At 70.1% G+C, this 24761-nt stretch carries 26 protein-coding genes; 16 read left to right on the top strand and 10 right to left on the bottom strand.

The annotated features are described in order from the left end of the window. The first annotated feature begins 263 nt into the window (after positions 1 to 263). On the top strand, positions 264 to 2960 hold the full coding sequence (locus tag AACH10_RS10520) for a TonB-dependent receptor (protein WP_341410345.1): 2697 nt from the start codon (positions 264 to 266) through the stop codon (positions 2958 to 2960). 139 nt (positions 2961 to 3099) lie between these two features. Here the strand turns inward: AACH10_RS10520 and AACH10_RS10525 are convergent, their stop codons facing one another. The 7 genes from AACH10_RS10525 to AACH10_RS10555 form a co-directional block, all read right to left on the bottom strand. Next, positions 3100 to 3867, bottom strand: coding sequence for a 3-hydroxyacyl-CoA dehydrogenase (locus AACH10_RS10525; protein WP_341410346.1), 768 nt, complete (start codon positions 3865 to 3867; stop codon positions 3100 to 3102). Between the two features lie 102 nt (positions 3868 to 3969). After that, complete coding sequence (adk, locus tag AACH10_RS10530; protein ID WP_341410347.1) at positions 3970 to 4626, bottom strand: adenylate kinase; 657 nt, start codon at positions 4624 to 4626, stop codon at positions 3970 to 3972. Between the two features lie 246 nt (positions 4627 to 4872). Next, a complete protein-coding gene (gene kdsB / locus AACH10_RS10535) occupies positions 4873 to 5640 on the bottom strand; it encodes a 3-deoxy-manno-octulosonate cytidylyltransferase (RefSeq protein ID WP_341410348.1) in 768 nt (255 codons plus the stop codon). Positions 5641 to 5656: 16 nt separating this feature from the next. Beyond that, on the bottom strand, positions 5657 to 5872 hold the full coding sequence (locus AACH10_RS10540) for a Trm112 family protein (RefSeq protein WP_341410455.1): 216 nt from the start codon (positions 5870 to 5872) through the stop codon (positions 5657 to 5659). Positions 5873 to 5874: 2 nt separating this feature from the next. After that, positions 5875 to 6936, bottom strand: a complete 1062-nt coding sequence (lpxK, locus tag AACH10_RS10545; RefSeq protein ID WP_341410349.1) for a tetraacyldisaccharide 4'-kinase — start codon at positions 6934 to 6936, stop codon at positions 5875 to 5877. Positions 6937 to 6949: 13 nt separating this feature from the next. Next, positions 6950 to 7384, bottom strand: a complete 435-nt coding sequence (locus AACH10_RS10550) for an ExbD/TolR family protein (protein WP_341410350.1) — start codon at positions 7382 to 7384, stop codon at positions 6950 to 6952. Positions 7385 to 7403: 19 nt separating this feature from the next. Then, entirely contained in the window at positions 7404 to 8051 is a 648-nt protein-coding gene (locus tag AACH10_RS10555; protein WP_341410351.1) for a MotA/TolQ/ExbB proton channel family protein, read from the bottom strand. A gap of 402 nt (positions 8052 to 8453) precedes the next feature. Here AACH10_RS10555 and xseA point away from each other — a divergent pair, with 402 nt between their 5' ends. From xseA to AACH10_RS10575, 4 genes are all read left to right on the top strand, one after another. After that, positions 8454 to 9842 carry an exodeoxyribonuclease VII large subunit gene (xseA, locus tag AACH10_RS10560; RefSeq protein WP_341410352.1) on the top strand — a complete coding sequence of 463 codons (1389 nt, stop codon included), beginning with the start codon at positions 8454 to 8456 and terminating at the stop codon, positions 9840 to 9842. Positions 9843 to 9970: 128 nt separating this feature from the next. Beyond that, the gene (locus AACH10_RS10565; protein ID WP_341410353.1) at positions 9971 to 10552 is read left to right on the top strand and encodes a superoxide dismutase; all 582 of its coding nucleotides are present in this window, start codon (positions 9971 to 9973) and stop codon (positions 10550 to 10552) included. Positions 10553 to 10653: 101 nt separating this feature from the next. Further along, positions 10654 to 11355, top strand: coding sequence for a response regulator (locus tag AACH10_RS10570; RefSeq protein ID WP_341410354.1), 702 nt, complete (start codon positions 10654 to 10656; stop codon positions 11353 to 11355). Beyond that, the gene (locus AACH10_RS10575; RefSeq protein ID WP_341410355.1) at positions 11336 to 12817 is read left to right on the top strand and encodes a sensor histidine kinase; all 1482 of its coding nucleotides are present in this window, start codon (positions 11336 to 11338) and stop codon (positions 12815 to 12817) included. The genes AACH10_RS10570 and AACH10_RS10575 overlap by 20 nt, the downstream gene beginning before the upstream one ends. Positions 12818 to 12838: 21 nt before the next feature. Here the strand turns inward: AACH10_RS10575 and AACH10_RS10580 are convergent, their stop codons facing one another. Beyond that, entirely contained in the window at positions 12839 to 13321 is a 483-nt protein-coding gene (locus tag AACH10_RS10580; protein ID WP_341410356.1) for a DUF192 domain-containing protein, read from the bottom strand. Between the two features lie 119 nt (positions 13322 to 13440). On the opposite strand from AACH10_RS10580, the gene AACH10_RS10585 reads away from it, so the two are divergent. The 9 genes from AACH10_RS10585 to AACH10_RS10625 are packed head-to-tail and all read left to right on the top strand — an operon-like array spanning position 13441 to position 21297. After that, positions 13441 to 15795, top strand: coding sequence for a heavy metal translocating P-type ATPase (locus AACH10_RS10585; protein ID WP_341410357.1), 2355 nt, complete (start codon positions 13441 to 13443; stop codon positions 15793 to 15795). Positions 15796 to 15807: 12 nt separating this feature from the next. Beyond that, positions 15808 to 16023, top strand: a complete 216-nt coding sequence (gene ccoS / locus AACH10_RS10590) for a cbb3-type cytochrome oxidase assembly protein CcoS (RefSeq protein WP_341410358.1) — start codon at positions 15808 to 15810, stop codon at positions 16021 to 16023. Between the two features lie 19 nt (positions 16024 to 16042). After that, a complete protein-coding gene (ccoN, locus tag AACH10_RS10595) occupies positions 16043 to 17485 on the top strand; it encodes a cytochrome-c oxidase, cbb3-type subunit I (protein ID WP_341410359.1) in 1443 nt (480 codons plus the stop codon). 19 nt (positions 17486 to 17504) lie between these two features. Then, positions 17505 to 18122, top strand: a complete 618-nt coding sequence (gene ccoO, locus AACH10_RS10600; RefSeq protein WP_341410360.1) for a cytochrome-c oxidase, cbb3-type subunit II — start codon at positions 17505 to 17507, stop codon at positions 18120 to 18122. Positions 18123 to 18141: 19 nt separating this feature from the next. After that, positions 18142 to 18321 (top strand): cbb3-type cytochrome oxidase subunit 3, encoded by a 180-nt coding sequence (locus AACH10_RS10605; RefSeq protein ID WP_341410361.1) that lies wholly within the window; start codon positions 18142 to 18144, stop codon positions 18319 to 18321. Further along, positions 18318 to 19232: a cytochrome-c oxidase, cbb3-type subunit III gene (gene ccoP, locus AACH10_RS10610; RefSeq protein WP_341410362.1), complete on the top strand. Its 915-nt coding sequence runs from the start codon at positions 18318 to 18320 to the stop codon at positions 19230 to 19232. Before AACH10_RS10605 ends, ccoP begins: the two co-directional genes overlap by 4 nt. A gap of 15 nt (positions 19233 to 19247) precedes the next feature. Then, positions 19248 to 20714, top strand: coding sequence for a cytochrome c oxidase accessory protein CcoG (ccoG, locus tag AACH10_RS10615; RefSeq protein ID WP_341410363.1), 1467 nt, complete (start codon positions 19248 to 19250; stop codon positions 20712 to 20714). 23 nt (positions 20715 to 20737) lie between these two features. Beyond that, positions 20738 to 20992 carry a hypothetical protein gene (locus tag AACH10_RS10620; RefSeq protein WP_341410364.1) on the top strand — a complete coding sequence of 85 codons (255 nt, stop codon included), beginning with the start codon at positions 20738 to 20740 and terminating at the stop codon, positions 20990 to 20992. Between the two features lie 17 nt (positions 20993 to 21009). Then, positions 21010 to 21297 carry a hypothetical protein gene (locus tag AACH10_RS10625; protein ID WP_341410365.1) on the top strand — a complete coding sequence of 96 codons (288 nt, stop codon included), beginning with the start codon at positions 21010 to 21012 and terminating at the stop codon, positions 21295 to 21297. A gap of 33 nt (positions 21298 to 21330) precedes the next feature. On the opposite strand, the gene fnr is transcribed toward AACH10_RS10625, so the two are convergent. Continuing rightward, positions 21331 to 22074: a fumarate/nitrate reduction transcriptional regulator Fnr gene (gene fnr / locus AACH10_RS10630; RefSeq protein WP_341410366.1), complete on the bottom strand. Its 744-nt coding sequence runs from the start codon at positions 22072 to 22074 to the stop codon at positions 21331 to 21333. Positions 22075 to 22244: 170 nt separating this feature from the next. Between fnr and hemN the strand changes: the two genes are divergently transcribed. Together hemN and AACH10_RS10640 are read left to right on the top strand one after the other, a co-directional pair. Beyond that, positions 22245 to 23654: an oxygen-independent coproporphyrinogen III oxidase gene (gene hemN / locus AACH10_RS10635; protein ID WP_341410367.1), complete on the top strand. Its 1410-nt coding sequence runs from the start codon at positions 22245 to 22247 to the stop codon at positions 23652 to 23654. Between the two features lie 34 nt (positions 23655 to 23688). Then, positions 23689 to 24378 carry an urease accessory protein UreH domain-containing protein gene (locus tag AACH10_RS10640; RefSeq protein ID WP_341410368.1) on the top strand — a complete coding sequence of 230 codons (690 nt, stop codon included), beginning with the start codon at positions 23689 to 23691 and terminating at the stop codon, positions 24376 to 24378. A 137-nt stretch (positions 24379 to 24515) separates the two neighbouring features. Here AACH10_RS10640 and AACH10_RS10645 read toward each other — a convergent pair whose 3' ends face one another. Then, entirely contained in the window at positions 24516 to 24689 is a 174-nt protein-coding gene (locus AACH10_RS10645) for a hypothetical protein (protein ID WP_341410369.1), read from the bottom strand. Between the last annotated feature and the right edge of the window lie 72 nt (positions 24690 to 24761).

Genomic DNA, 24761 nt, shown 5'->3' on the forward strand with positions numbered 1-24761 from the left:
GAACGGGCGTCCGGTCCCAGGTCCTTGCAGGATCAAAGCTTTTCCATCGTGGTGCATCCGATTGACGGCCATGCACCGCAGCGGCGCAGGTCATCCCTGCGTCATCGTGTAGTGGCTTTCCCGGGGCGTGTGCCCCGGAAACGATGGCCGAGAATCCATTCACATGTTTTCGCCGGTGGTTCACGGCGCGTTCACAAAACGTGCACGTGACCGGGCGGAACACGGTCCATCCAGCCTTGGCTAATTCCCTCAGAGGAGCTTTCATGTTCAAACAAACGGTATTGACGCGCAGCCTGCTGCTGGCGTTCGGCGGCAGCATGGCCTTGCTGGGCAGCGCTTCCTGGGCGCAGGAGACCCAGCGGGTCGAGATCACCGGTTCGGCCATCAAGCGCATCGACGCCGAGACCGCCGTGCCGGTGTCCGTCATCAAGATGGAAACGCTGAAGGCGCAGGGCGTCACCAGCATCGAGCAGATCATGTCCTCGATCAGCGCGGTGCAGATGACCCAGAGCTCCAGCCAGCAAGTGGGCTCGGGCACCGGTGGTGCCGCCTTTGCCGACGTGCGCGGCATCGGTGCCAGCAAGACCCTGGTGCTGCTGAACGGCCGCCGCGTGGCGAACAACGCCATCGACGGCTCGGCGGTCGACCTGAACATGATCCCCTTCGCCGCGCTGGAGCGCGTGGAAGTGCTGCGTGACGGCGCCTCGTCGCTGTACGGCACCGACGCCATCGGTGGCGTGATCAACTTCATCACCCGCAAGGACCACAGCGGCGGCAGCATCACGCTGGGCGTCGACCGTCCGCAGGGCAAGGGCGGCAACGCCGACACCGCCAACGTCGGCTTCGGCTTCGGCGATCTGTCCAAGAACGGCTTCAACGTCTTCGGCTTCATCGACGTGGCGCGCACCCAGCCCATCGCCGGCAATGAGCGTCCGTTCAACTCGCGCTTCCCGGGCGGCCTGTCGCCCACGCCGTTCCCGGCCAATTACTACCAGGACGGCTCGGCCACCGGCAACCCCGCCGCGCCGAACTGCAACAACCCCTCGTACCTGGTGCAGTCGGGTGACGGCACGTCCTGCTTCATCTCGACCTCGCAGTTCGTCGACTACACGGCCAAGACCGAGCGCACCTCGGGCATGCTGCGTGGCTCGCTGGCCCTGGGCGGCGACCACACGCTGTCGCTGGAGTGGTTCGGCACGCAGAACAAGTCGACCACGCGCATCGCCCCGGTGCCCTACGGCACGCTGTGGATGAACCGCACCAATGCCGACGGCTCGCTGAACCCGTACTACCCGGGCAACGGCACCGTGGCCAACAACATCACGCTGGACCCGAACTACACGGTCGCCAACATGAACCCGCGCACCGGCGTCGTGCTGCGCCCGGGCTTCATCGTCGTGAAGTGGCGTGCCCTGGCCGGTGGCCAGCGCACCAACATCTCCACCAACGACCAGCAGCGCCTGCTGGCCAGCCTGGACGGCACCTTCGCCAACTGGGACTACCAGGTGGGCCTGAGCTACAACGAGAACAAGATCAAGGAAGACGTGGTCGGGTACAGCGACGGCAATGCCATCGCCAAGGCCATGGCCGACGGCCTGATCAACCCGTTCGGTGCGCAGTCGGCGGCCGGCGCCGCGGCCATCCAGGCCGCGCTGCTGGGTGGCAACCTGCAGAACCACAAGGGCAAGGTCACCTCGGTGGACGGCAAGGCCAGCCGCGAGTTGGGCGACTGGCTGGGCAGCGGCCGCAAGGTGGCGCTGGCCGTTGGCGCCGAAGCCCGTCACGAGGACTTCCTGTCGGCTTCCAACCCCCCGGTGGCCGAGAAGCTGGTGGCCAGCACCGGTGTCGATCCCACGGCCGTGTCGGCCGGCAAGCGCAACGTCACCGCGCTGTTCGCCGAGCTGAACATCCCCGTGCTCAAGACGCTGGACCTGACCCTGGCCGGCCGCTACGACAACTACAGCGACTTCGGCAGCACCACCAACCCGAAGATCGGCCTGCGCTTCCAGCCCACCAAGGAACTGCTGATCCGCGGCAGCGCCTCGACCGGCTTCCGCGCCCCGTCGCTGTATGAGCTGAACGCCTCGCAGTCGTACACCAACACCGGTACCGTCAGCGACCCGGTCAACTGCCCGAACGGCAAGACCGCGATCAGCGGCAAGTCGACCGCGCTGAACTGCAACGTGCAGTTCCAGCGCCTGACCGGCGGCAACACCGAGCTGAAGCCCGAGAAGTCGAAGAACATGACCCTGGGTCTGGTCTTCGAACCCACCTCGAACATCTCGGTCGGTGCCGACCTGTGGTGGGTGCGCCTGGAGGACACCATCGCCGCGCTGTCGGAAACCACCGTGCTGGGCGATGTGGCCACCTTCGGCAAGTACATCAAGCGCAACTCGAGCGGCGACCTGTCGATCGACGGCTTCTCGTGCCCCGGCTCCACCTGCGGCTACCTGGACCTGCGCCAGCAGAACCTGGGCGGCACCAACACCAACGGTGTGGACCTGAGCGCCAACTTCAAGGTCGGCATGGGCGCCTCCGGCACCCTGAACATGGGCCTGAACAGCACCTACGTCGCCAAGTACGAGTACCAGGACTACGCCAAGGGCCCGTGGAACCAGAACGTCAGCGTGTATGTCGGCACCGCGCCGATCTTCCGTTGGCAGCACACCGCCACCGCCCGCTGGACGATGGGCAACGTGGTGCTGGGCGGTGCCGCGCACTACAAGAGCGGCTACCTGGACCAGGATCCGTCGAACACGGTGAGCGCCTACGCCACGCTGGACCTGTACATGAACTGGAAGCCGATGAAGGGCCTGGATCTGACGGTGGGCGTGAACAACGTGACCAACCGCGAACCGCCTTACTCGAACCAGGGCGAGGTGTTCCAGGCCAACTACGACCCGCGCTTCGCCGACCCCACCGGTCGCAAGTACTACGCGCGCGCCAGCTACTCGTTCTGAGTGGGCACGGGGTGGGCGTCCAGCCCACCCGGTCCGGCCGATGGCCGCGCCGATCACCAAGCAAAACGCCCCCGGGAAACCGGGGGCGTTTTTTCTTGCGCCGTGCCGTCCTAGCCCGGCCCGCAGGCCGGGCGCCGGCTCACTTCGGGGCCAGGCGGATGGCGCCGTCCAGGCGGATCACCTCGCCGTTGAGCATGTCGTTCTCGACGATGCTCTTGACCAGCTTGGCGTAGTCGGCGGGCGTGCCCAGGCGGCTGGGGAAGGGCACGCCGGCGGCCAGCGCGTCCTGCACCGCCTGCGGCATGCCGAACAGCATCGGCGTGCCGAAGATGCCCGGCGCGATGGTCATCACGCGGATGCCGTTGCGGCTCAAGTCGCGGGCGATCGGCAGCGTCATGCCCACCACGCCACCCTTGCTGGCCGAGTACGCGGCCTGGCCGATCTGGCCGTCGTAGGCCGCGACGCTGGCGGTGTTGATGATCACGCCGCGCTCGCCGGTGGCCAGCGGCGTGTTGGCGCACATGGCCTCGGCGGCCAGGCGGATCATGTTGAAGGTGCCGATCAGGTTCACCGTGATGGTCTTGGTGAAGGTGTCCAGCGGGTGGGCGCCATCCTTGCCCACGGTCTTCACGGCCGGTGCGATGCCGGCGCAGTTCACCAGGCCCATCAGCGTGCCCAGCGCCTGCGCGGCGGCCACGGCAGCGCGGCCGTCGGCCTCCTGGCTGACGTCGCAGCGCACGAAGGTGGCGTTGCCGGCGCCCAGCTCGGCGGCCAGCGCCTGGCCCTTGTCGGCCTGCAGGTCGGCGATCACCACCTTGGCGCCTTCGCGCGCCAGCATGCGCACCGTGCCTTCGCCCAGACCCGACGCGCCGCCGGTGACGATGAAGACCTTGCCTTGGATGTCCATGTTCGTTGCTCCTGGTGTGTTGGTTGACGTTGACGTAAACGTCAATCATACGGCGTGAAAAAGCCGCCCGCAGGCGGCATTTTGGGGAAGAGGGTGGGCCGATCAGGCGCCCAGCGCGGCGAAGGCGCGGGCGGTGATCTCGTCGACGCCGCCCAGACCGCTGATCTTGCTGTAGCGCGGTGCGTTGGCGTCGCCGGTGGCGGCCCAGCCCGAGTAGTAGTCGACCAGCGGGCGGGTCTGGCTGTGGTACACGTCCAGGCGCTTGCGCACGGTTTCCTCGCGGTCGTCGTCGCGCTGGATCAGGTCTTCGCCGGTGGCGTCGTCCTTGCCGGCCACCTTGGGCGGGTTGAACACCACGTGGTAGGTGCGGCCCGAGGGCTGGTGCACGCGGCGGCCGCTCATGCGCTCGATGATCGAGGCATCGGGCACGTCGATCTCGAGCACCGCATCCAGGCGCACGCCGGCGGCCTTCATGGCGTCGGCCTGCGGGATGGTGCGCGGGAAGCCGTCGAACAGGAAGCCGTTGGCGCAGTCGGGCTGGGCGATGCGCTCCTTGACCAGGCCGATGATGATCTCGTCGCTGACGAGGCCGCCGGCGTCCATCACCTTCTTGGCGGCGATGCCGAGCTCGGTGCCCGCCTTCACCGCGGCGCGCAGCATGTCGCCGGTGGAGATCTGCGGGATGCCGAACTTCTGGCAGATGTAGTTGGCTTGGGTGCCCTTGCCTGCACCAGGCGGGCCCAACAGGATCAGTCTCATCCGTGCCTCGGGAGTCTTTGTTGAAGATTCGGACGCGTGGCGCAAGCGAATCCGCGGCCCTACCGCCGGGGATCGGTGCGCCGCGCTATTGGCTTCGAGAATATCACGCCACCCCCTGCACGAAGCTGACGCGGGCCCCCGGTGAAGACACGGGGTGGCGGCCTTGTGCGCCGCCGGGTTTGCCCTGTGGCGGGACGCTGTGCCGAAGGCCCTGAGCCGCTGCGGCGCAGTCGGCGCCGCGGGTGCTCAAGCCTCGAACAGCTGGCGCACGCGGGCCAGGTCGTCGGGCGTGTCCACGCCCGGTCCCGGGCGCTCGGCGCTCACGTGAACGGCGATGCGCTCGCCATGCCACAGCACGCGCAGTTGCTCGAGCGATTCCAGCGTCTCCAGCGGCGACACCGGCATGTGCGGATAGCGCCGCAGGAACGCGGCACGGTAAGCGTACAGGCCCACGTGGCGCAACGGTGCCGGCTGCGCGGGCAGCGGCGTGGCCGGGTTCAGGCCCGCCGCAAAGCCGTCGCGCCACCAGCCGATCGGCGCGCGCGAGAAGTACAGCGCGCGCTGCTGGGCATCCAGCACCACCTTGACCACGTTGGGGTTGATGAACTCGGCCGTGTCGTCGATGGCATGGGCCACGGTGGACATCACGCAGTCGGGCCGCGCGGCCAGCAGCTCGGCGCAGGCGTCGATCATGGCTGGCGCGATCAGCGGCTCGTCGCCCTGCACGTTGACGACGCAGGCCTCGCCGTCCAGGCCCAGCTGCTCGCAGGCCTCGGCCAGGCGGTCGCTGCCGCTGGGGTGGTCGGGGCGGGTCAGCAAGGCTTGCACGCCATGCTGCTGGCAGGCGCCGACGATGCGTGCATCGTCGGCGGCCACCACCACGCGGGCAGCGCGGCTGCGGGCCGCGGCCTGGGCCACGCGCACCACCATCGGCAGCCCGGCGATGTCGGCCAGCGGCTTGTCGGGCAGGCGGGTGCTGGCCAGGCGTGCCGGGATCAGGACGGTGAAGCTCATCGTGCGGTCCGGCGCATCAGCCCAGCGTGGGGGCGGATGGCGGGGACGCCAGCTCGCCGTCGAGCACCCGCGCTTCCGACTCCAGCATCACCGGGATGCCGTCGCGCACCGCGAAGCCCAGGCGGTCGGCGGGGCACTGCAGCTCCTGCGGCTGGCCGGCGGCATTGCGGGCGAGTTGCAGCGGGCCCTTGCAGACGGGGCAGACCAGCAGGTCGATCAGGCGGTGATCCAGGCTCATGGGCGGGAGGTGTCGGTTGAGGCGGCAGGCCGGGCCAGCCGCTGGCACAGGGTGCGCAGGTCCGCGTCGAAGGCGGCGTCGGGCCGGAAGTCTAGCGCCGCCACCCACACCCGGGCGCCGCCGGTGTGGCCCGGGCGCAGCTTGACCGCGTCCTTCTCGGTGACGACGACGTCGCGCGGCAGGTCGGCGCCGGCCTCTGCCCAGGGCAGGGGATCGAAGCGGTGGTGGTCGGGCAGCGGCAGGCGCCGGATGTGCAGGCCGCGCGCCTCCAGCATCGCGAAGAAGGGCTCGGGCCGTGCCAGGCCGGCAGCGGCCAGCACGGGCCGGCCCTGCAGTGCCTGCCAGCCATCGGCCTGCGGTACGGCGCCGGGGCCGTTCCACCAGGCCTGCAGCGGCAGCAGGTGGCCCAGCTGGCGCTGGCCGCAGGCCCCCGGCAAGGCCGTGCTGGGCCGCGGCGCGGTGTACAGCACGGCGGCGTGGCCGGGCACTTGCGCCGGCACGCGCTGGCGCAAGGGGCCGGCCGGCAGCAGCAGGCCGTTGCCGGCACCGCGTTCGTCGAACACCCACAGCTCGGCCTCGCGGGCCAGGCGGTGGTGCTGCAGTCCGTCGTCGGCCACCAGCAGGTCGATCTCGGGGTGGGCGGCGCACAGGGCCTGCGCGGCGGCCACGCGGTCGGCGCCCACCATCACCGGCGCGCCACCGCGCAGGTGGATCAGCAGCGGCTCGTCGCCCACCTCGGCCGCGCGGCTGTGGCGTGTGACCTCGCACAGCCCCTGACCCTGGCGACCATAACCGCGCGACACCACGCCGGGCGTGAAGCCCAGCGCACGCAGCCGCGGCAGCAGGGCCAGCACGGTGGGGGTCTTGCCGGCGCCGCCGGTGATCAGGTTGCCCACCACCAGCACCGGCACCGGCGCGTGCTGGGCGTGACGCCGGCCATGCCAGCGGTGCAGGGCGGCCAGACTGCCGTACAGCCAGGACAGCGGCTGCAGCAGCCGCGCCAGCGGCGTGGGACGGGGCTGCGTCCACTGGCGCATCAGCGCCACGGCCAGCGACATGGGCGGGCTGGCGTCAGCGCGCGCCGCCGTCGGCGGGCAGCTGTGTGGCGAAGGTCAGGCGCGGCAGGCCGGCGCGGCGTGCGGCGTCCATCACGCCGATCACGCTCTGGTGCGCGGCCAGGGCATCGGCCGAGACGATGACGATGGCCTGTGCGCCGTCGGCCCCGGCGGCGCTGCGCAGCGCGGCGGCCAGCGTGTCGATGTTGCGGCCATCCACCGGCTGGCGGTTGATGGTGTAGCGGCCGTCGGCGCTGACGCTCACCAGCACCTCGCCGGGCCGGTCCTTCAGCTGCTCGGCGGCGGCCACCGGCAGGTTGATCTGCAGCTCGGAGTAGCGGCTGTAGGTGGTGGACAGCATCAGGAAGATGATGACCACCAGCAGCACGTCGATGAACGGGATCAGGTTGATCTCCGGTTCCTCGGGTCCGTGGCGACGGCGGAAGTTCATGCGCGCGGCCCTGGCGGGGTCACTTGCTGCCGGTGGCCGGCGGCACGCGCACCGCAAAGCGCATCAGCTGCGGCAGCAGGCGCTCGGCGGCCAGCTCCAGGCCCAGCAGATGGCGGTCGACCAGGCCCCGGAAGTAGCGGTAGAACATCAGCGCCGGGATCGCGATGATCAGGCCGAACGCGGTGTTGTACAGCGCGATGGAGATGCCGTGCGCCAGCGCGGCCGGGTTGCCCGCGCCGCTGGCCGGCTGCGAGCCGAAGATCTCGATCATGCCCACCACCGTGCCCAGCAGGCCCAGCAGCGGCGCCGCGGCGGCAATGGTGCCCAGCGTGTTGAGGTAGCGCTCGAGCTGGTGTGCGGCGGCGCGGCCGGCGGTCTCGAAGGCCTGGCGCAGGGCCGCTTCGGTGATGCGCGGCTCGGCGATCACGGCGCGCAGGCCCGAGGCCAGCACCATGCCCAGCAGCGAGTTCTCGGCCAGCTTGCCCACCACGTCCATCGACGGCAGGCTGGTGCGGCACAGGGTCAGCACCTCGTCCAGCAGCGCGGGCGGCATGATGCGCCTGGCGCGCAGGCTCACCAGCCGCTCGATGACCAGGGCCAGGCCCACGACCGAACACAGGATCAGGGGCCAGATCGGCCAACCGGCGGCTTGGATGATCGACAGCAACGAAGGGCCTTTGCGGTGGTGGCGGGGGCGGGCAGACAGGGCGCCTGGCCATCGGCTGGCCGTCGCACACGCTGCGCGGCGGATTATGGCGTGGCCGCGGGCGGGCGCCGCCAGCCTGCATCGGCGACGCAGGGCCGATGCCTGCGGCGACAATCCACCGCGACTGTGGATAACTTTGTGGGCAAGCCTGGGGCGGCGGCGCCAAACCCGCGTCAGCACGGGCCCGGCCTTGGATTGCCTCAATTTTGAGCAGAAGAATTTCCTTGTGAATCAACCCCTTGCACGACAAAGTCAGTTTCGTGACGTGGCTGGGCGCGGCGGCTGCCGCGTCGGGCCGTGGGCGCGCGCCTGTGGAGTTCCGGCGTTGTCATGCACCGCCTTGGTGATGGCGGAGAGCGCCTGATGGCCGCGTTCGAGCGCGGCGCGGCGCCACGCGCCTGGAGTGTCGGGGCGCTGTTGCTGGCGGTGTCGGACGCGCTGCAGGCGCGTCTGGGCGCCGTGGCGGTGCGCGGCGAGCTGTCGGGCTTCACGCGCGCCGCCAGCGGACACTGCTACTTCACGCTGAAGGACAGCGAGGGCAACGCCGCGGCGCTGCGCTGCGCGATGTTCCGCCGTGCGGCCTCGCTGCTGGACTTCATGCCCGCCGATGGTCAGCAGGTCGAGCTGCGCGGCCGGATCACCGTCTACGAGCCGCGTGGCGAGCTGCAGTGCGTGGTCGAGTCGCTGCAGCGGCTGGGCGCGGGCTCGCTGTACGAGCTGTTCCTGCGGCTGAAGGCGCGGCTGGAAGCGGCGGGCCTGTTCGACGCCGCACGCAAGCGGCCGCTGCCGGCCCATCCGCGCACGCTGGGCGTCGTCACCTCGCTGGGCGCCGCGGCGCTGCACGACGTGCTCACCGCTATCGCCCGGCGGGCGCCGCAGGTGCGGGTGATCGTCTACCCCAGCCTGGTGCAGGGGCCCGAAGCCCCGGCCCAGCTCGCGCGCGCCATCGCGCTGGCCGGCGAGCGCGACGAGGTGGACGCGCTGATCGTCTGCCGCGGCGGTGGTTCTCTGGAGGACCTGTGGGCCTTCAACGACGAGCAGGTGGTGCGTGCCATCGCCGCCAGCCCGTTGCCGGTGGTGTGCGGCGTGGGCCACGAGACCGACACCACGCTGGCCGAACTGGCGGCCGACCTGCGCGCGCCCACGCCCACCGCCGCGGCCGAGCTGGCCACGCCGGTGCGCGCCGAGGAACTGGCGCGGCTGCAGGCGCTGCAGGACCGCCTGCAGCGCGCTGCCCACCGCCGGCTGGACATGCAGGACCAGCGGCTGGACCGCATCGCGCTGCAGATGGGCCGCCCGGCGCGCCTGCTGGCGCGCGAGGCGGCGCGGCTGGACACGCTGGCGCGCCGTCGCACCGGCGCGCTGGGCGCGGGCGTCGAGCGCGCGTCGCACACGCTGGCGCTGCTGGCGCCGCGGCTGGCCCTGGCCGCGCAGGCCCGGTGCCACCGGCAGGACGAGACGCTGGCCCGCCTGGCGCTGCGCCTGCAGGCGGCAGATCCGCACCAGGTGCTGGCCCGCGGCTATGCCTGGCTGACCGACGGTGCGGGCCGGCCCGTCACCCAGGCGGCGGGCCTGCAGCCCGGGACGCGGCTGGGCGCGCAGTGGGCCGATGGCCGGGCCGAGGTCTCGGTGCTCGGCGTGCAACTGGGCCCGGCCGGCGCCGATGCGCCGCTGCACGACGGGCCGACCGGTGCGTCCGCTGCGCCGGCACCCGTCCGGCGCCGCACGCGCAAGCCGGCCCCGCCGGCCTGAACTTCCCACGCCCGGTAACCCCGGGCGCCAGCAGACTTGGCAAGCGCTGCCTACAATCGTCCGCAGCGTTCCGCTCCCGTTCAACCAAGGCGCCCCTCGGGCGCTGCACAGACGCAAGGACACCTGCCATGAGCTTCACCCTGCCGGCCCTGCCGTACGCCACCGATGCCCTCGCCCCGCACATGTCGGTCGAGACCTTCGAGTACCACTACGGCAAGCACCACCAGGCCTATGTCACCAACCTGAACAACCTGGTGGGTGGCACCGAGTTTGCCGGCCTGTCGCTCGAAGAGATCGTCAAGAAGAGCAGCGGCCCGATCTTCAACAACGCCGCCCAGGTGTGGAACCACACCTTCTTCTGGAGCTGCCTGAAGCCCGCCGGCGGTGGCGAGCCCAGCGGCGCGCTGGCTGCGGCCATCAACGCCAAGTGGGGCAGCTACGCCGCCTTCAAGGAAGCCTTCACCAAGAGCGCCGTGGGCAACTTCGGCTCGGGCTGGACCTGGCTGGTGAAGAAGGCCGACGGCTCGGTGGACATCGTCAACACCAGCAACGCCGCCACGCCGCTGACCGGCGCCGACAAGCCGCTGCTGACCATCGACGTGTGGGAGCACGCCTACTACGTCGACTACCGCAACGCCCGTCCGAAGTTCGTCGAGACCTTCCTGAACAGCCTGGTGAACTGGTCGTTCGCCGAAGCGAACTTCGCCTGACGCGCCGCCGCCCCGCCAGACGGCGGGGCCCGAAATCCAAGGGCCGCCCGGCCATGCCGGTGCGGCCCTTGCGCTTTCAGGGGCGATACCATCGCGGCCCTATGCGAATCCTGCTGGTCGAGGACGATGCCGCCCTGTGCCTGGGCATCAGCCGTGCGTTCGAACGCGAGGGCTGGCGTGTGGACATGCTGCACGACGGCCAGCAGGCCTTGGCCGCCGGCCTGGAGGCGCCCTACGACGCTGCGGTGCTCGACCTGGGCCTGCCCCGGCGCGACGGCATGGAGGTGCTGCGCCACTGGCGCGCCCGCGGTGCCAGCCTGCCGGTGCTGCTGCTGACCGCCCGCGACGAACTGGGCGACCGCGTGCAAGGCCTGGACGCTGGCGCCGACGACTACCTGACCAAGCCCTTCGACCTGCCCGAACTGGTGGCGCGGCTGCGCGCCCTCAAGCGCCGCGCCGACGGCCGCCTGCACGAGACGCTGTCGGTCGGCCTGCTGCGGCTGGACTTGACCCATCGCGAGCTGACATGCCGTGGCGAGCGCGTGCACCTGAGCCCGCGCGAACTGGCGCTGACGCAGCTGCTGATGCAGCGCGCCGGCCGCGTGGTGCCCAAGGACAGCATCGTGCAGGCTCTGTCGAGCTGGGAGGCCGACTTCAGCGAGAACTCGGTCGAGGTCTATGTCCATCGCCTGCGCAAGCGCTTCGGCGAGCTGGGCGTGGTGATCAAGACCGTGCGCGGCTTCGGCTACGTGATGGAGGCGGCCGGGGCCGAGGGCGAAGCCGGTGCCGGCAGCGCCGCCTGAAGCCGACGCACCGCCGCGCCGCCACGGCCCCAGCCTGCGGCGCCAGCTGCTGCAGCCGCTGGCCTGGGTGTGGGCGCTGGGCCTGGCGGTGGCGGTGGCGGGCGCGCTGTGGCTGGCGCGCACGGCCACCGACCGCGCCTTCGACCGCGGGCTGCAGGACGAGGTCAGTGCGCTGGCCTCGCGCGTGGTGTGGAGCGACCGCGGCCCGCTGCTGGACGTGACGCGCCAGGCGCTGGAGGTGGTCACCTGGGACCAGGCCGACCGCAACGGCTTCGTGCTGGTCGATCTGGACGGCAATGCGCTGGCGGGCAATGCCGATGTGCCGCCGCTGCACCTCGATGTGCGCCAGGCCGCGCGCGAGCAGCCGCGGCTGTTCGATGACGAGATGCAGGGCCGGCCCGTGCGCGGGGCGGTGTTCTCGCTGATGTCACCGATGCTCGACCGCATGGTCTCGGTGATCGTGGTCGAGACCACGCAGCGCCGCGCCGAGACGGTGCGCGAGATCCAGTTCGGCATCCTGCTGCCGGCGGCGGCGCTGGGGGCGCTGACCTTCGTGCTGCTGGCCTGGGGCATCCGGCGCGGCCTGGGGCCGCTGACCGAGGTGGCGGCCGAGGTCAGTGCCCGGGCGCCCCAGGACTGGCGGCCGCTGCCGCTGGCCCGCGTGCCGGCCGAGGCCGTGCCGTTGATCGAGCGCATCAACCGCCTGCTGGCCGACGTGCAGCAGTCGGTGGTGGTGCAGCGCCGCTTCATCGCCGATGCCGCACACCAGTTGCGCACGCCGGTGGCGGGCATCCGCGTGCTGCTGCAGACGCTTGAACAGGAACTGGCCGCGCTGCCGCGTGCGCCCGACGGCGCCGAGCCGTCGTGGCAGCCGATCCTGCAGCAGCTGCGTGGCAGCAGCGACCGCATGGCGCGGCTGATCGGGCAGCTGCTGAGCCTGGCACGCTCGGAAACGGCGCTGGGCATCGACGCAGAGCTGCCCACCGAGGACATCCTGCCCACGGTGCGCGAGGCCTGCGAGCCGCTGGTGCTGCGCGCGCTGGCGGCCGGGCGCCACATCGCGCTGGAGGTGCAGGCCGCGCCTGACCAGCCCGCGCCGGCCGGTGTGCCGGCGCGCATGCACCCGCTGTGGCTGGGCGAGGTGCTGGTGAACCTGCTGGACAACGCGCTGCGCTACGGCGGCCCGCACATCCTGGTGCGGGTGCGCGCGCTGTCGGCCGAGGAGGGCGGGGGGGCGCTGGTGCTGGTGGAGGACGACGGCGCTGGTGTGCCGGTCGATCAGCTGCCGCGCCTGTTCGAGCCCTTCTGGCGCGGCGAGCGTGCCGACCTGCGCAACGATGGCGGCACCGGCCTGGGCCTGGCCATCGCACGCGAGATCGTCACGCGGCTGGGTGGCACGCTCAGCGCGCAGAGCCGGCCGCAGGTGGCCGGCATGCGCTTCGTGATCCAGCTGCGGGCCTGAGCCGCCGGCGCGGCCGGGGCTTCAGCGTGTGCCGCCCTGGAATGGCGCGCCGCTGATCTTGGCGCCGGCCTGGATGCCGCGCTTGGCGAACCAGCCCTGGTTCATCTCCAGCACGAAGCGCACCGGCTTGGCCGAGCAGTGCGAGCTCTCGTCGAAAGGTTTCATGTCGGCCAGGTTGACGATGGTGCCGTCGTCGGCCAGGAAGGCGATGGTCAGCGGCGTGGGCGTGTTCTTCATCCAGAAGCACTGCGGCGACGGCGCCTCGAAGACGAACAGCATGCCCTCGTGCGGGGCCAGGTCGCGGCGGTACATCAGGCCCATCTGGCGCTGTTCGGGGGTGATGGCCACCTCGGCGCGGATGGCATGCATGCCCGCGTTCAGCGCAATCGCCTGCAGGCGCTGGGGCGCCGGCTGGGCCTGGGCCGTGCCGGACAGGCAGGCGGCGGTCAGGGCGGCCCAGGCGGCCAGCGTCCGCGCCAGCCTGCCCGTCTTGACATAGATCATGTACATACCTCGGGGGAACCACTAGATTAGCCACTGCGCCATGGGGTGGGCTGCGGCTGCGCCGTGGCCTGGGCGCCTGCCCAGGCTCATCCAGCCCCCTGACGCGCCACCATTTCACCATGACCCACTCCGCCCCCGCCGCCGCCCTCACGCCTGACCAGGCCCCGGTGCGCGAGGGGGGCGCGTCGGCCGCCCGGGCCGACGACCTGGCGGTGCTGGACGATCCGGTCGAACAGCGGCGCTTCACCCGCTATAGCACCGGCACCGACGGCCAGGCGCTGGCCGAGAGCTCCCTGCGCATCACCGGCATGCACTGCGCGGCCTGTGCCGGCCTGATCGAACAGGCGCTGGCCGGCGTGGGCGGGGTGCTGGAGTCCAGCGTCAGCGCTGCGGGCGAGCGGGCTCGCATCCGCTGGCGCACCGCCGACGGCAGCGTGGCGGCGATGGTGCGGGCGATCCGCGCCGCCGGCTACGACGCCGCGCCCGACGTGGCATTGGCCGCGCGCGAACAGCGTGTGCAGGAGCATCGCCAGGCCCTGTGGCGCCTGTTCGTGGCCGGCTTCTGCGCCATGCAGGTGATGATGATGGCCACGCCCAGCTACGTGGCGCATGGCGACGAACTGGCGCCCGATCTGCGCCAGTTGCTGAACTGGGGCAGCTGGCTGCTTAGCTTGCCGGTGCTGCTGTTCTCGGCCGGGGCCTACTTCCAGGGCGCGTGGCGCAGCCTGCGCGCGCGCCGCATCGGCATGGACGTGCCGGTGGCGCTGGGCCTGGCGGTCACCTTCGTCGCCAGCACCGGGGCCACCTTCGACCCGCAGGGCATCTTCGGCCACGAGGTGTACTTCGATTCGCTGACCATGTTCGTCAGCTTCCTGCTGGCCGGCCGCCTGCTGGAGACGCGCGCACGCCACCGCGTGGCCCAGGTGCTGGAGTCGGCGCTGCAGGGCATGCCCGACACCGCCGAGCGCCTGCTGCCCGATGGCCGCACCGAGACCGTGAGCGTGCAGCGCCTGGCCGTGGGCGACGAGGTGCGCGTGCCGGTGGGCCAGGCCTTTCCGGGCGATGGCGAGGTGGTGGAAGGCGCCACCCGTGCCGACGAATCCCTGCTCACCGGCGAGAGTGCGCCGGTGGCCAAGCCCTGCGGTGCGGCCGTGGTGGCGGGCAGCCTGAACCTGGGCGCCCCGGTGCGCGTGCGCCTGGCCGGCGTGGGCGAGGACACGCGCCTGGCCGGCATCGTGGCGCTGATGCGCGATGCGATGAGTCAGCGCCCGGCGCTGGCCCGCGCGGCCGATCGCTGGGCCGCGCCCTTCCTGTGGCTGGTGCTGCTGCTGGCCGCGGGCGCGGCGGCGGTGTGGAGCGTGATCGACCCGTCGCGCGCCGTGTGGGTGGCCGTGGCGGTGCTGATCGTCACCTGCCCCTGCGCGCTGAGCCTGGCGGCGCCGGCGGCCATGCTGTCGGCGGCCAGCGCACTGGCCCGCCGCGGCCTGCTGCTGCAGCGCCTGGATGCGCTGGAGCCGCTGACCCAGGTGCAGCGTCTGTACATGGACAAGACCGGCACCGTCACCGAGTCCGAGCTGCAGCTGCAATCGGTGGCGTTGGCCGATCCGGCCCAGGACGCGGCGGCCCTGCAGGCGCGTGCCGCCGCGCTGGCCGGCCATTCGTCGCACCCGCTGTCGCGCGCGCTGTGCGCGGCCACGCCGCAGGCCTTGCCAGGCAGCGTGTGGCAGGCGGTGGCAGAGATCCCCGGCCAGGGCCTGCAGGCCCTGGATGCGCAGGGCCAGGCCTGGCGCCTGGGGTCGCGCCGCTTCGTGGCCGGTGGTGCCGGGGCGGCCGATGCCGTTGCCGGGGCCGCTGGCGCCGGAGCCACTGGCGAGGCAGATGCCGCCGAGGTGTGCTTCGGCCCGGCCGTGCCGGGCGCGGCCGTGGCGGTGGTGTTCCGCTTCGACGAGGCCTTGCGCGCCGATGCGGCGCAGGCCGTGGCCGCGCTGCGCGCCGACGGCGTGGAGGTGGTGCTGCTGTCGGGCGACCAGCCGGCGCGGGCCGAGCGCATGGCGCAGCGCCTGGCCGTGGACGCGGTGATCGGCGGCGCCACGCCCGAGGGCAAGCTGGCCGAGGTGGCGCGGGCCCAGGCCCAGGGCCTGACGGTGGCGATGATTGGCGACGGCATCAACGACGCGCCGGTGCTGGCGCGTGCCGATGTCTCGTTCGCAATGGGGCAGGGCGCCCTGGTGGCGCGGGCCCAGGCCGATGCGGTGGTGGCCTCGGGCCGCCTGGGCGATGTGGTGCTGGCGCGGCGCCTGGCGCGCCGCACGCTGCGCGTGGTGCGCCAGAACATCGTCTGGGCCCTGGCCTACAACCTGACCTGCATTCCGCTGGCGCTGGCCGGCTGGCTGCCGCCCTGGGCCGCCGGGCTGGGCATGGCGCTGAGCTCGCTGCTGGTCATCGCCAACGCCTTGCGGCTGGTGCGCGGCTGAGAGGGGCGGGCGATGGAGATCCTGTACCTGCTGATTCCGCTGTCGGCCGTGCTGGTGTTCGGAATCATCGCGGTGTTCGGCTGGGCCGTGCACCGCGGGCAATTCGACGATCTGGAGCGCGAGGGCGAGCGGATCTTGGCCATCGATCCCGATGGGGTTGATGGTGATCAATCTTCGAGTAAGGGTCAGCCCGAACAATCCCCTGATCGTCAGTCAGGTCATTCTTGAATCCTGGAAGGAGGAGTCAATGGCAAGTAACTCCACAACAACGGCCGCACCGGTCTACAGCGATGGCGTCGTGCGAGCGTTCGCCCTCGTCGCTGTGATCTACGGCATCGTCGGCATGCTGGTGGGCGTGATCATCGCCGCCCAGCTCGCCTGGCCCGAATTGAACTTCGGCATCCCGTACATCACCTACGGCCGCCTGCGGCCGCTGCACACCAACGCGGTGATCTTCGCGTTCGGTGGCTGCGTGCTGTTCGCCACCAGCTACCACGTGGTGCAGCGCACCTGTCAGACCAAGCTGTTCCTGCCGGCACTGGCCTGGTTCACGTTCGCGCTGTGGAACCTGGTCATCGTCTCGGCGGTGATCACGCTGCCGCTGGGCATCACCACCGGCAAGGAATACGCCGAGCTGGAGTGGCCGATCGACATCGCCATCACCATCTGCTGGGTGGCCTATGCCGTGGTGTTCTTCGGCACCGTGGGCACGCGCAAGGTGCGCCACATCTACGTGGCCAACTGGTTCTTCGGTGCGTTCATCATCGCCGTGGCCCTGCTGCACATCGTGAACTCGGCCGAAGTGCCGGTCACGCTGACCAAGAGCTACAGCGCCTACGCCGGCGTGCAGGACGCCATGATCCAGTGGTGGTACGGCCACAATGCCGTGGGCTTCTTCCTGACCGCCGCTTTCCTGGGGATGATGTACTACTACATCCCCAAGCAGTCGGGCCGTCCGGTCTACAGCTACCGCCTGTCGATCGTGCACTTCTGGGCGCTGATCTTCACGTACATGTGGGCGGGCCCCCACCACCTGCACTACACCGCGCTGCCCGACTGGGCGCAGAGCGTGGGCATGCTGTTCTCGCTGATCCTGCTGGCACCCAGCTGGGGCGGCATGATCAACGGCATCATGACCCTGTCGGGTGCCTGGAACAAGCTGCGTGACGACCCGGTGCTGAAGTTCCTGATCGTGAGCCTGTCGTTCTACGGCATGTCCACCTTCGAGGGCCCGATGATGTCCATCAAGACCGTCAACGCCCTGAGCCACTACACCGACTGGACCGTCGGCCACGTGCACTCCGGTGCGCTGGGCTGGGTGGGCCTGATCTCGATCGGCTGCCTGTACCACCTGATTCCCCGCATGTTCGGCAAGAAGCAGATGTACAGCACCAAGGCCGTCGAGCTGCACTTCTGGGTGGCCACCATCGGCATCGTGCTCTACATCGCCGCGATGTGGATCGCCGGTGTGATGCAGGGCCTGATGTGGCGCGCGGTCAACCCCGACGGCACGCTGGTCTACAGCTTCGTCGAGAGCGTGAAGGCGACCTATCCGTTCTACGTGATCCGCGTCGGCGGTGGCCTGCTGTACCTGAGCGGCATGCTCATCATGCTGTGGAACGTGATCAAGACGGTGCAGACGGGCAAGGTCGTCCAGGCGCCGATCCCCCTGGTTGCGGCCCACGCCTGATCACAAGGAGAAAAACACCATGGCAACGCATGCCGCAAGTGGTCACGAGAAGATCGAGACCAGCAACTTCCTGATGATCGTGCTGATCCTGCTCACCGTGGCGGTGGGCGGTCTGGTGGAGATCGTGCCGCTGTTCTTCCAGCGCTCGACCACCCAGCCGGTGGAGGGCCTGAAGCCCTACAACGCGCTGCAGCTGGCCGGCCGTGACGTGTACATCCGCGAGGGCTGCTACAACTGCCACTCGCAGATGATCCGTCCGTTCCGCGCCGAGACCCTGCGCTACGGCCCGTTCTCGGTGGCCGGCGAATTCGTCTACGACCACCCGTTCCAGTGGGGCAGCAAGCGCACCGGCCCCGACCTGCACCGCGTGGGCGGCAAGTACAGCGACGAGTGGCATCGCATCCACCTGAACAACCCGCGTGACGTGGTGCCCGAGTCGAACATGCCGGCCTATCCCTGGCTGACCTCGGCCACGGTCGACGCCGCCGGCATGGCGCCGCGCATGAAGGCCCTGCGCACGGTCGGCGTGCCCTACACCGACGACGAGATCGCCAAGGCGGCCGACGACGTCAAGGGCAAGACCGAGATGGAGGCGTTGATCGCCTACCTGCAGGTGCTGGGCACCGCCCGCAAGTGACATTCACCGGACGCTAACCATGGAACTGAACGCACTGCGCAGCGCGATGACGCTGATCTCGTTGCTCGTCTTCCTGGGCATCGTGGTCTGGGCCTGGAAGGGCCGCCGCCGCGACGCCTTCGATGCGGCAGCCCAGCTGCCCTTCGCCGACGACGAGACGCCTGAGCCTGCGCAGCGTTCGCAAGGAGCCAATCAATGAGCGACTTCATCAGTGGGGGCTGGTCGGTGTACGTGGCCGGCCTCACGATCCTCTCCCTGATCTTCTGCGTCTTCGTGCTGATCGTGGCCAGCAAGCGCAAGCCGATGGCTGACGACAACAGCACTGGCCACATCTGGGACGAAGACCTGAAGGAACTGAACAACCCGCTGCCGCGCTGGTGGATGTGGCTGTTCGTGATCACCGTGGTCTTCGCCGCGGCCTACCTCACGTTCTACCCGGGCCTGGGCTCCAACCCCGGCACCTTCAAGTGGAGCAGTGCGGGCCAGTGGGAGAACGAGCAGCAGAAGGCCCACGCCGCGATGGCGCCGGTCTACGACAAGTTCAAGGCCATGCCGGCCGCTGAACTGGCCAAGGACGCCCAGGCCATGGGCATCGGCGAGCGCCTGTTCGTCAACAACTGCGCGCAGTGCCACGGCTCGGACGCCCGCGGCAGCAAGGGCTTCCCGAACCTGACCGACGGCGACTGGCTGGGCGGCACCGGCCCCGAGTACATCGCCAAGACGGTGACCGAAGGCCGCCAGGGCATGATGCCCCCGATGGCCGCCGCCGTGGGCACGCCCGAAGACGTGAAGAACGTGGCCAACTACGTGCTCAGCCTGTCGGGCAGTCCGCACAACAACCTGGCCGCCCAGCTGGGCAAGCCCAAGTTCGCCGCCTGCGCCGCCTGCCACGGCCCGGACGGCAAGGGCAACCAGGCCATGGGTGCGCCGAACCTGACCGACAAGGTCTGGCTGCATGGCTGGGGTGAGGAGGCCGTCACCGCGATGGTCACTGCCGGCAAGACCAACGTCATGCCCAGCTTCCAGAAGCGCCTGACGCCCGAGCAGATCCATGTGCTCTCGGCCTATGTCTGGAACCTGTCGCAAGGCACCGCGGTCGCGGCCAAGTAAGCAGCGCAGCACCGCATGAGCGAGACCACCACCACCGCCCCGGGCCAACCAGCCGGGACCGATGACGCCGCCACGGCGGTGGTCTCGCTCTACGTCAAGCAGAAGAAGATCTATCCGCGCGCCGTCACGGGGCTGTTCGTCTCGTGGCGCTGGGCGCTGGTCTGGTTCACCCAGATCCTGTTCTATGGCGTGCCCTGGCTGAGCTGGAATTCGCGCCAGCTCGTGCTGTTCGACCTGGGCGCGCGGCGGTTCTACATCGGGCCGCTGGTGCTGTATCCGCAGGACTTCATCTTCCTGACGGCCATCCTGATCATCTCGGCCTACGCGCTGTTCCTGTTCACCGCGGTGGCGGGGCGCCTGTGGTGCGGCTATGCCTGCCCGCAGACCGTGTACACCGAAATCTACATGTGGATCGAGCGCAAGATCGAGGGCGACCGCATCGCCCGCATGCGTCTCGACGACGCGCCCTGGAGCTTCGACAAGCTCTGGCGCAAGACCGCCAAGCAGGCCGCCTGGATCATCCTGGGCCTGTGGACCGGCTTCACCTTCGTCGGCTACTTCACCCCCATCCGCACGCTGGCCGCCGAGGCCATGACGCTGGGCTTCGGGCCCTGGGAATGGTTCTGGGTGCTGTTCTACGGTTTCGCCACCTACGGCAACGCCGGCTTCATGCGCGAGCAGGTGTGCAAGTACATGTGCCCTTACGCGCGCTTCCAGAGCGCGATGTTCGACAAGGACACGCTGATCATCAGCTACGACACCGAGCGCGGCGAGCCGCGCGGTTCGCGCAGCAAGAAGGCCGACCCGCGCAAGCTGGGCATCGGCGACTGCATCGACTGCAACCTGTGCGTGCAGGTGTGCCCCACCGGCATCGACATCCGCAAGGGCCTGCAGTACGAGTGCATCGGCTGCGCCGCCTGCGTCGACGTGTGCGACGACGTGATGGGCAAGATGGGCTACGCCAAGGGGCTGGTGCGCTACGACACCCAGAACGGCCTGGCCCAGCACCTCTCGCCGGCGCAGAAGCTGCGCCGCATCTTCCGGCCGCGGGTGCTGGTCTACACCGCCATCCTGGGCCTGGTGATCGTGGCGCTGTTCGTCGCGCTGGCCTTACGCCACCCGTTCCGTGTGGATGTGGTGCGTGACCGCGCCTCGCTGGCGCGCATGGTCGAGGATGGCAAGATCGAGAACGTCTACCGCCTGCAGATCATGAACGCCACTGAGCATGCACAGCGCTACCGCATGGCCGTGCAGGGCCTGCCCGGCATCGCCATGGGGCCGGTGCCGCCGCTGTCGCTGGCGCCTGCCGAGGCGCGCTGGGTCACGCTGTCGGTGCAGATCCCGCCCGAGGCCGCGCAGAAGGCCGGTGCCGGCGCCCATCCGATCCAGTTCGAGATCGGCCTGATCGAAGCCAGCGCCGGCGGCCAGCCGGTGAACGGTGCGACGATCAGCGAGAAATCCACCTTTGTCGTGCCGCGCTGACGCGCAGCCACAGGAGACACGCCATGAGCGCTTCCAAGTCCCGAGCCCCCGCCGACGCCGCCCGCACACCCTGGTGGCGCACCGGTGTCATGTGGCTGGTGCTGGGCGGTCCGGCCACCGTGGTGGTGGCCAGCATCGCCACCGCCGTCGTGGCCTACCGCGGTGCCGACGAGGTGCTGGTGGATACCGCCTCGGCCCGCGCCGTGCCAGTCAAGCCGACCGGCAACACGCCGGCCATGCAGGCCCGCAACCACGCCGCCACCGCGGCACCGCGCTGACCGCGGCGGCGCAGCCCATGTCCACCGGGCGCTTCACCCTGCGGGCGCTGGCCATCCTGTGGCCGGCCTTCCTGATGGCCGGCGTGCTGGAAATGCTGGTGTTCGCGGTGGTCGATCCGGCCACACTGCACTGGTTCGGCGGTGCGCCAGTCGAGATCGCGCCAGCCGGTGTCTACACGCTGGCGTTCTTCGTGTTCTGGGGCGTCATCGCCACCGCCGGTGCGCTGACCCAATTGCTCCAGCAGTCGGCCGAAGAGGTCAATCGCGCCGAAGCCGCTGCCGCGCGTTCCCGCTGGCCGGCTTGAACGGCCGCAGTGGCGGCCGGTGCGCGGTGCGCCTCAGCAGGCCGCGCCGTTCACCAGGCTGTGCAGCTTGTCCTGGTCGATGATGCGGATCTGGCGCTGCTTCACTTCCAGGATGCCATCGTCCTGGAACTTGCTGAAGGTGCGGCTCACCGTCTCGAGCTTCAGGCCCAGGTAGCTGCCGATCTCCTCGCGCGTCATGCGCAGGATCAGCGCCGAGGCCGAGAAGCCGCGGGCCTTCAGGCGCTGCGTCAGGTTCAGCAGAAAGGCCGCCAAGCGCTCTTCCGCGCGCATGCTGCCCAGCAGCAGCATCACGCCATGGTCGCGCACGATCTCGCGGCTCATGATCTTGTGGAACTGGTGCTGCAGTTCGTTGAACTCGCGCGACAGATCCTCGAGCTGGCGGTAGGGGATCACGCAGACCTGCGAGTCCTCCAGCGCCACCGCGTCGCAGGTGTGGTTGTCGGTGCTGATGCCGTCCAGGCCCAGCAGTTCGCCAGCCATCTGGAAACCGGTGACCTGGTCACGGCCGTCTTCCGACGACACGCAGGTCTTGAAGAAGCCGGTGCGCACGGCGTAGAGCGACTGGAACTCGTCGCCGGCACGGAACAGCGTGTCGCCACGCTCCACGGTGCGGCGGGTGGCCACCAGGGTGTCCAGGCGGTCGAGGTTCTCGCGCGTCAGGCCCACCGGCAGGCACAGTTCGCGCAGGTTGCAACTAGAGCAGGCCACCTTGAAGGCATCGGGGCGGATCCGGTTGGCGTCGGCAGCGGTGTTCATGTCGGGCATTATGGGTTCGTCTTCGCGGTTGTCCTGGGTCAAGCCCCCAGGGGAGGGCTCGAATGTCGTCTGACCGGCCTCAAGAATGGGACCATTGTTTTCCCGGGGTGTAAAGCGCCACTTGAGCCAGATCAAGTCCATTCGCGGGGGCTGTCGGCACAGTGGCGAGCATGGATCAATCCGTCATCGATCAGGTGCCCGTGCTTACCGAGGCCATGCTGCGCCGCCTCGACCGCCCCGGCCCGCGTTACACGTCCTACCCGACCGCCGACCGCTTCGTCGAGGCGTTCGGCCCCGAAGCCTATGCCGGAGCGCTGGCCCAACGCGCGGCCGGTGCCACGGTGGGGGGTGTGGCGCCGCTGTCGCTGTACCTGCACATCCCGTTCTGCGAGTCGGTGTGCTACTACTGCGCCTGCAACAAGGTCATCACCAAGCACCACGAGCGGGCAGCCGAGTACCTGGAGGTGCTGGCCCAGGAAGTGGCGTTGAACGTGGCGGTGCTGGGCAAGGGGCAGGCGGTGTCGCAGCTGCACCTGGGCGGGGGCACGCCCACCTTCCTGAGCGACGACGAACTGTCGGGGCTGATGGCGATGCTGCGCGAGAACTTCCGCATCGCCCCGGGCGCCGAGGTGTCCATCGAGGTCGATCCGCGCACCGCCACGCCCGAGCGACTGAAGTTCTTCGCCTCGCTGGGCTTCAACCGGCTGAGCTTCGGAGTGCAGGACTTCGACGCCGCCGTGCAGCAGGCGGTGCACCGCGTGCAGTCCTACGAGTCGGTGCGCGACCTGATGCGGGCCGCGCGCGAGATGGGCTACGAGTCGATCAACGCCGATCTGATCTACGGCCTGCCCCGGCAGACGCCCGAGTCCTTCGCGCGCACCGTGGCACAGATCGCCGAACTGCGGCCCGACCGCATCGCGCTGTATGCCTATGCGCACCTGCCACAGCGGTTCAAGCCGCAACGCCGCATCATCGTGGAGCAGTTGCCGCCACCCGAGCACCGCATCCAGATGCTGGGCGGCGCCATCGCCGGCTTCATCGGCCACGGCTACACCTACATCGGCATGGACCATTTCGCGCTGCCCAGCGACTCGCTGGCCGCGGCCAAGCGCCAGGGGCGGCTGCACCGCAACTTCCAGGGTTACAGCACGCAGCCCGATTGCGACCTGATCGGCCTGGGCGTGTCGGCCATCGGGCGCATGGGGGTCACCTACAGCCAGAACGCCAAGACGCTGGACGAGTACTACGACGCGGTGCGCCAGGGCCAGTTCCCGATCGTGCGCGGTCTGGCGCTCACCCGCGACGACCTGGTGCGCCGTGCCGTGGTCATGGCGCTGATGTGCCAGGGCCGGGTGGAGTTCGAGTCGATCGAACTGGCCCACCTGATCAAGATGCGCGACTACTTCCGCACCGAGCTCGACGAACTCGCCGAACTGCAGGAGATGGGGCTGGTGACGCTGGAGCCCGATGCCGTGCAGGTCACCGCCACCGGGTGGTACTTCGTGCGCGCGGTGGCCATGGTGTTCGACAAGCACCTGCGCGCCGACAAGGTGCGCGAACGCTTCTCGCGCATCATCTGAGCCGCCGCAGCTTGCGCGGCGTCGCGTGCTGGTCATGAACCAGGCCCTGCTGCTCAGTGCGCTGCTGATGGGCCTGGCGGGCACGCCGCATTGCCTGGCGATGTGCGGCGCCGCCTGCGCCGCAGCCAGCGGTGGCGGGCGCGGCCTGCTGCCGTTTCACCTCGGCCGTCTGCTGGCCTATTCGGTAGCCGGGGCTGTCGCGGCCGCCAGTGTCGGCAGCCTGGCCGCGCTCGGGCAGGCGGTCGGGGCGCTGCGGCCGCTGTGGACCCTGGTGCACGTGGCGGCGCTGGGGCTCGGCCTGTACCTGCTGTGGCGAGGCGTGCAACCGGCCTGGATGGAGCGGCTGGGCAGCGCGCGTGGGCCGGCTGCGGTCGAGCACCGGGGCCAGTCGTGGCAGGTCGTGCGCTTACCGGCCCGGCGGTTCGGCGCGGGTCTGGCCTGGGTGGCCTGGCCGTGCGGGCTGTTGCAGTCGGCGCTGCTGGTGTCGTCGCTGGCCAACACCGCTTGGCAGGGCGCGCTGGTGATGGCGGTGTTTGCCGCGGCATCGGCCGCGGGCCTGGTGCTGGGCCCGGCCCTGTGGTGGCGGCTGTCGGGAGGGGCGGGGCGGCGCTGGCTGTCGCCGACGCTGGCGGTCCGGCTGGCGGGGGCGTCACTGGCGCTGGCGTCGGCCTGGGCGCTGGGACATGGCCTGTGGATGCGGGTGGCCGCCTGGTGCTTCAGTTGAATGGCGTCACGACGCGAGCCGGTTGCCGGTGTTCCGGGCTTGATCGCGGGTCGATCCGCCAAGAAAAACGCCCGGCACGGGCCGGGCGTTTCATGCAACAGATGGCGGCCACCAGGGCCGCCGAATCCGAAGCTGGATTACTTCTTGGCCGAAGCGGCGGCAGCCGGCTTCTCAGCCTTGGCGTCGGCCTTGGCAGCCGAAGCGGCGGCGGCGGGCTTCTCAGCCTTCTTCTCTTCCTTCTTGGCGTCAGCAGCGTAGGCGCCGGCGGTGGCGAAGGCGGCGGCGATCAGGGCGGCCAGGAGCTTGTTCATTTTTCAGTCCTTTCGAAAGTTTGAAATTGCTGCCCTTCGATGGGGCAGCCCCCACGTAACGCCCCTTGCAGT

This window comes from Pseudaquabacterium inlustre (genome assembly GCF_038066595.1).
GTDB lineage: Bacteria > Pseudomonadota > Gammaproteobacteria > Burkholderiales > Burkholderiaceae_C > Pseudaquabacterium > Pseudaquabacterium inlustre.

Coding starts and splice junctions, on each gene's coding strand:
- AACH10_RS10580 (WP_341410356.1), bottom strand. CDS start 13,321: ATGATCTATGTCAAGACGGGCAGGCTGGCGCGGACGCTGGCCGCCTGG.
- AACH10_RS10525 (WP_341410346.1), bottom strand. CDS start 3,867: ATGGACATCCAAGGCAAGGTCTTCATCGTCACCGGCGGCGCGTCGGGT.
- AACH10_RS10640 (WP_341410368.1), top strand. CDS start 23,689: ATGAACCAGGCCCTGCTGCTCAGTGCGCTGCTGATGGGCCTGGCGGGC.
- AACH10_RS10620 (WP_341410364.1), top strand. CDS start 20,738: ATGAGCGCTTCCAAGTCCCGAGCCCCCGCCGACGCCGCCCGCACACCC.
- AACH10_RS10565 (WP_341410353.1), top strand. CDS start 9,971: ATGAGCTTCACCCTGCCGGCCCTGCCGTACGCCACCGATGCCCTCGCC.
- AACH10_RS10645 (WP_341410369.1), bottom strand. CDS start 24,689: ATGAACAAGCTCCTGGCCGCCCTGATCGCCGCCGCCTTCGCCACCGCC.
- ccoN (WP_341410359.1), top strand. CDS start 16,043: ATGGCAAGTAACTCCACAACAACGGCCGCACCGGTCTACAGCGATGGC.
- ccoG (WP_341410363.1), top strand. CDS start 19,248: ATGAGCGAGACCACCACCACCGCCCCGGGCCAACCAGCCGGGACCGAT.
- AACH10_RS10570 (WP_341410354.1), top strand. CDS start 10,654: ATGCGAATCCTGCTGGTCGAGGACGATGCCGCCCTGTGCCTGGGCATC.
- AACH10_RS10550 (WP_341410350.1), bottom strand. CDS start 7,384: ATGAACTTCCGCCGTCGCCACGGACCCGAGGAACCGGAGATCAACCTG.
- AACH10_RS10520 (WP_341410345.1), top strand. CDS start 264: ATGTTCAAACAAACGGTATTGACGCGCAGCCTGCTGCTGGCGTTCGGC.
- kdsB (WP_341410348.1), bottom strand. CDS start 5,640: ATGAGCTTCACCGTCCTGATCCCGGCACGCCTGGCCAGCACCCGCCTG.
- AACH10_RS10605 (WP_341410361.1), top strand. CDS start 18,142: ATGGAACTGAACGCACTGCGCAGCGCGATGACGCTGATCTCGTTGCTC.
- ccoO (WP_341410360.1), top strand. CDS start 17,505: ATGGCAACGCATGCCGCAAGTGGTCACGAGAAGATCGAGACCAGCAAC.
- lpxK (WP_341410349.1), bottom strand. CDS start 6,936: ATGTCGCTGGCCGTGGCGCTGATGCGCCAGTGGACGCAGCCCCGTCCC.
- AACH10_RS10625 (WP_341410365.1), top strand. CDS start 21,010: ATGTCCACCGGGCGCTTCACCCTGCGGGCGCTGGCCATCCTGTGGCCG.
- ccoP (WP_341410362.1), top strand. CDS start 18,318: ATGAGCGACTTCATCAGTGGGGGCTGGTCGGTGTACGTGGCCGGCCTC.
- adk (WP_341410347.1), bottom strand. CDS start 4,626: ATGAGACTGATCCTGTTGGGCCCGCCTGGTGCAGGCAAGGGCACCCAA.
- hemN (WP_341410367.1), top strand. CDS start 22,245: ATGGATCAATCCGTCATCGATCAGGTGCCCGTGCTTACCGAGGCCATG.
- fnr (WP_341410366.1), bottom strand. CDS start 22,074: ATGAACACCGCTGCCGACGCCAACCGGATCCGCCCCGATGCCTTCAAG.
- AACH10_RS10585 (WP_341410357.1), top strand. CDS start 13,441: ATGACCCACTCCGCCCCCGCCGCCGCCCTCACGCCTGACCAGGCCCCG.
- ccoS (WP_341410358.1), top strand. CDS start 15,808: ATGGAGATCCTGTACCTGCTGATTCCGCTGTCGGCCGTGCTGGTGTTC.
- xseA (WP_341410352.1), top strand. CDS start 8,454: ATGGCCGCGTTCGAGCGCGGCGCGGCGCCACGCGCCTGGAGTGTCGGG.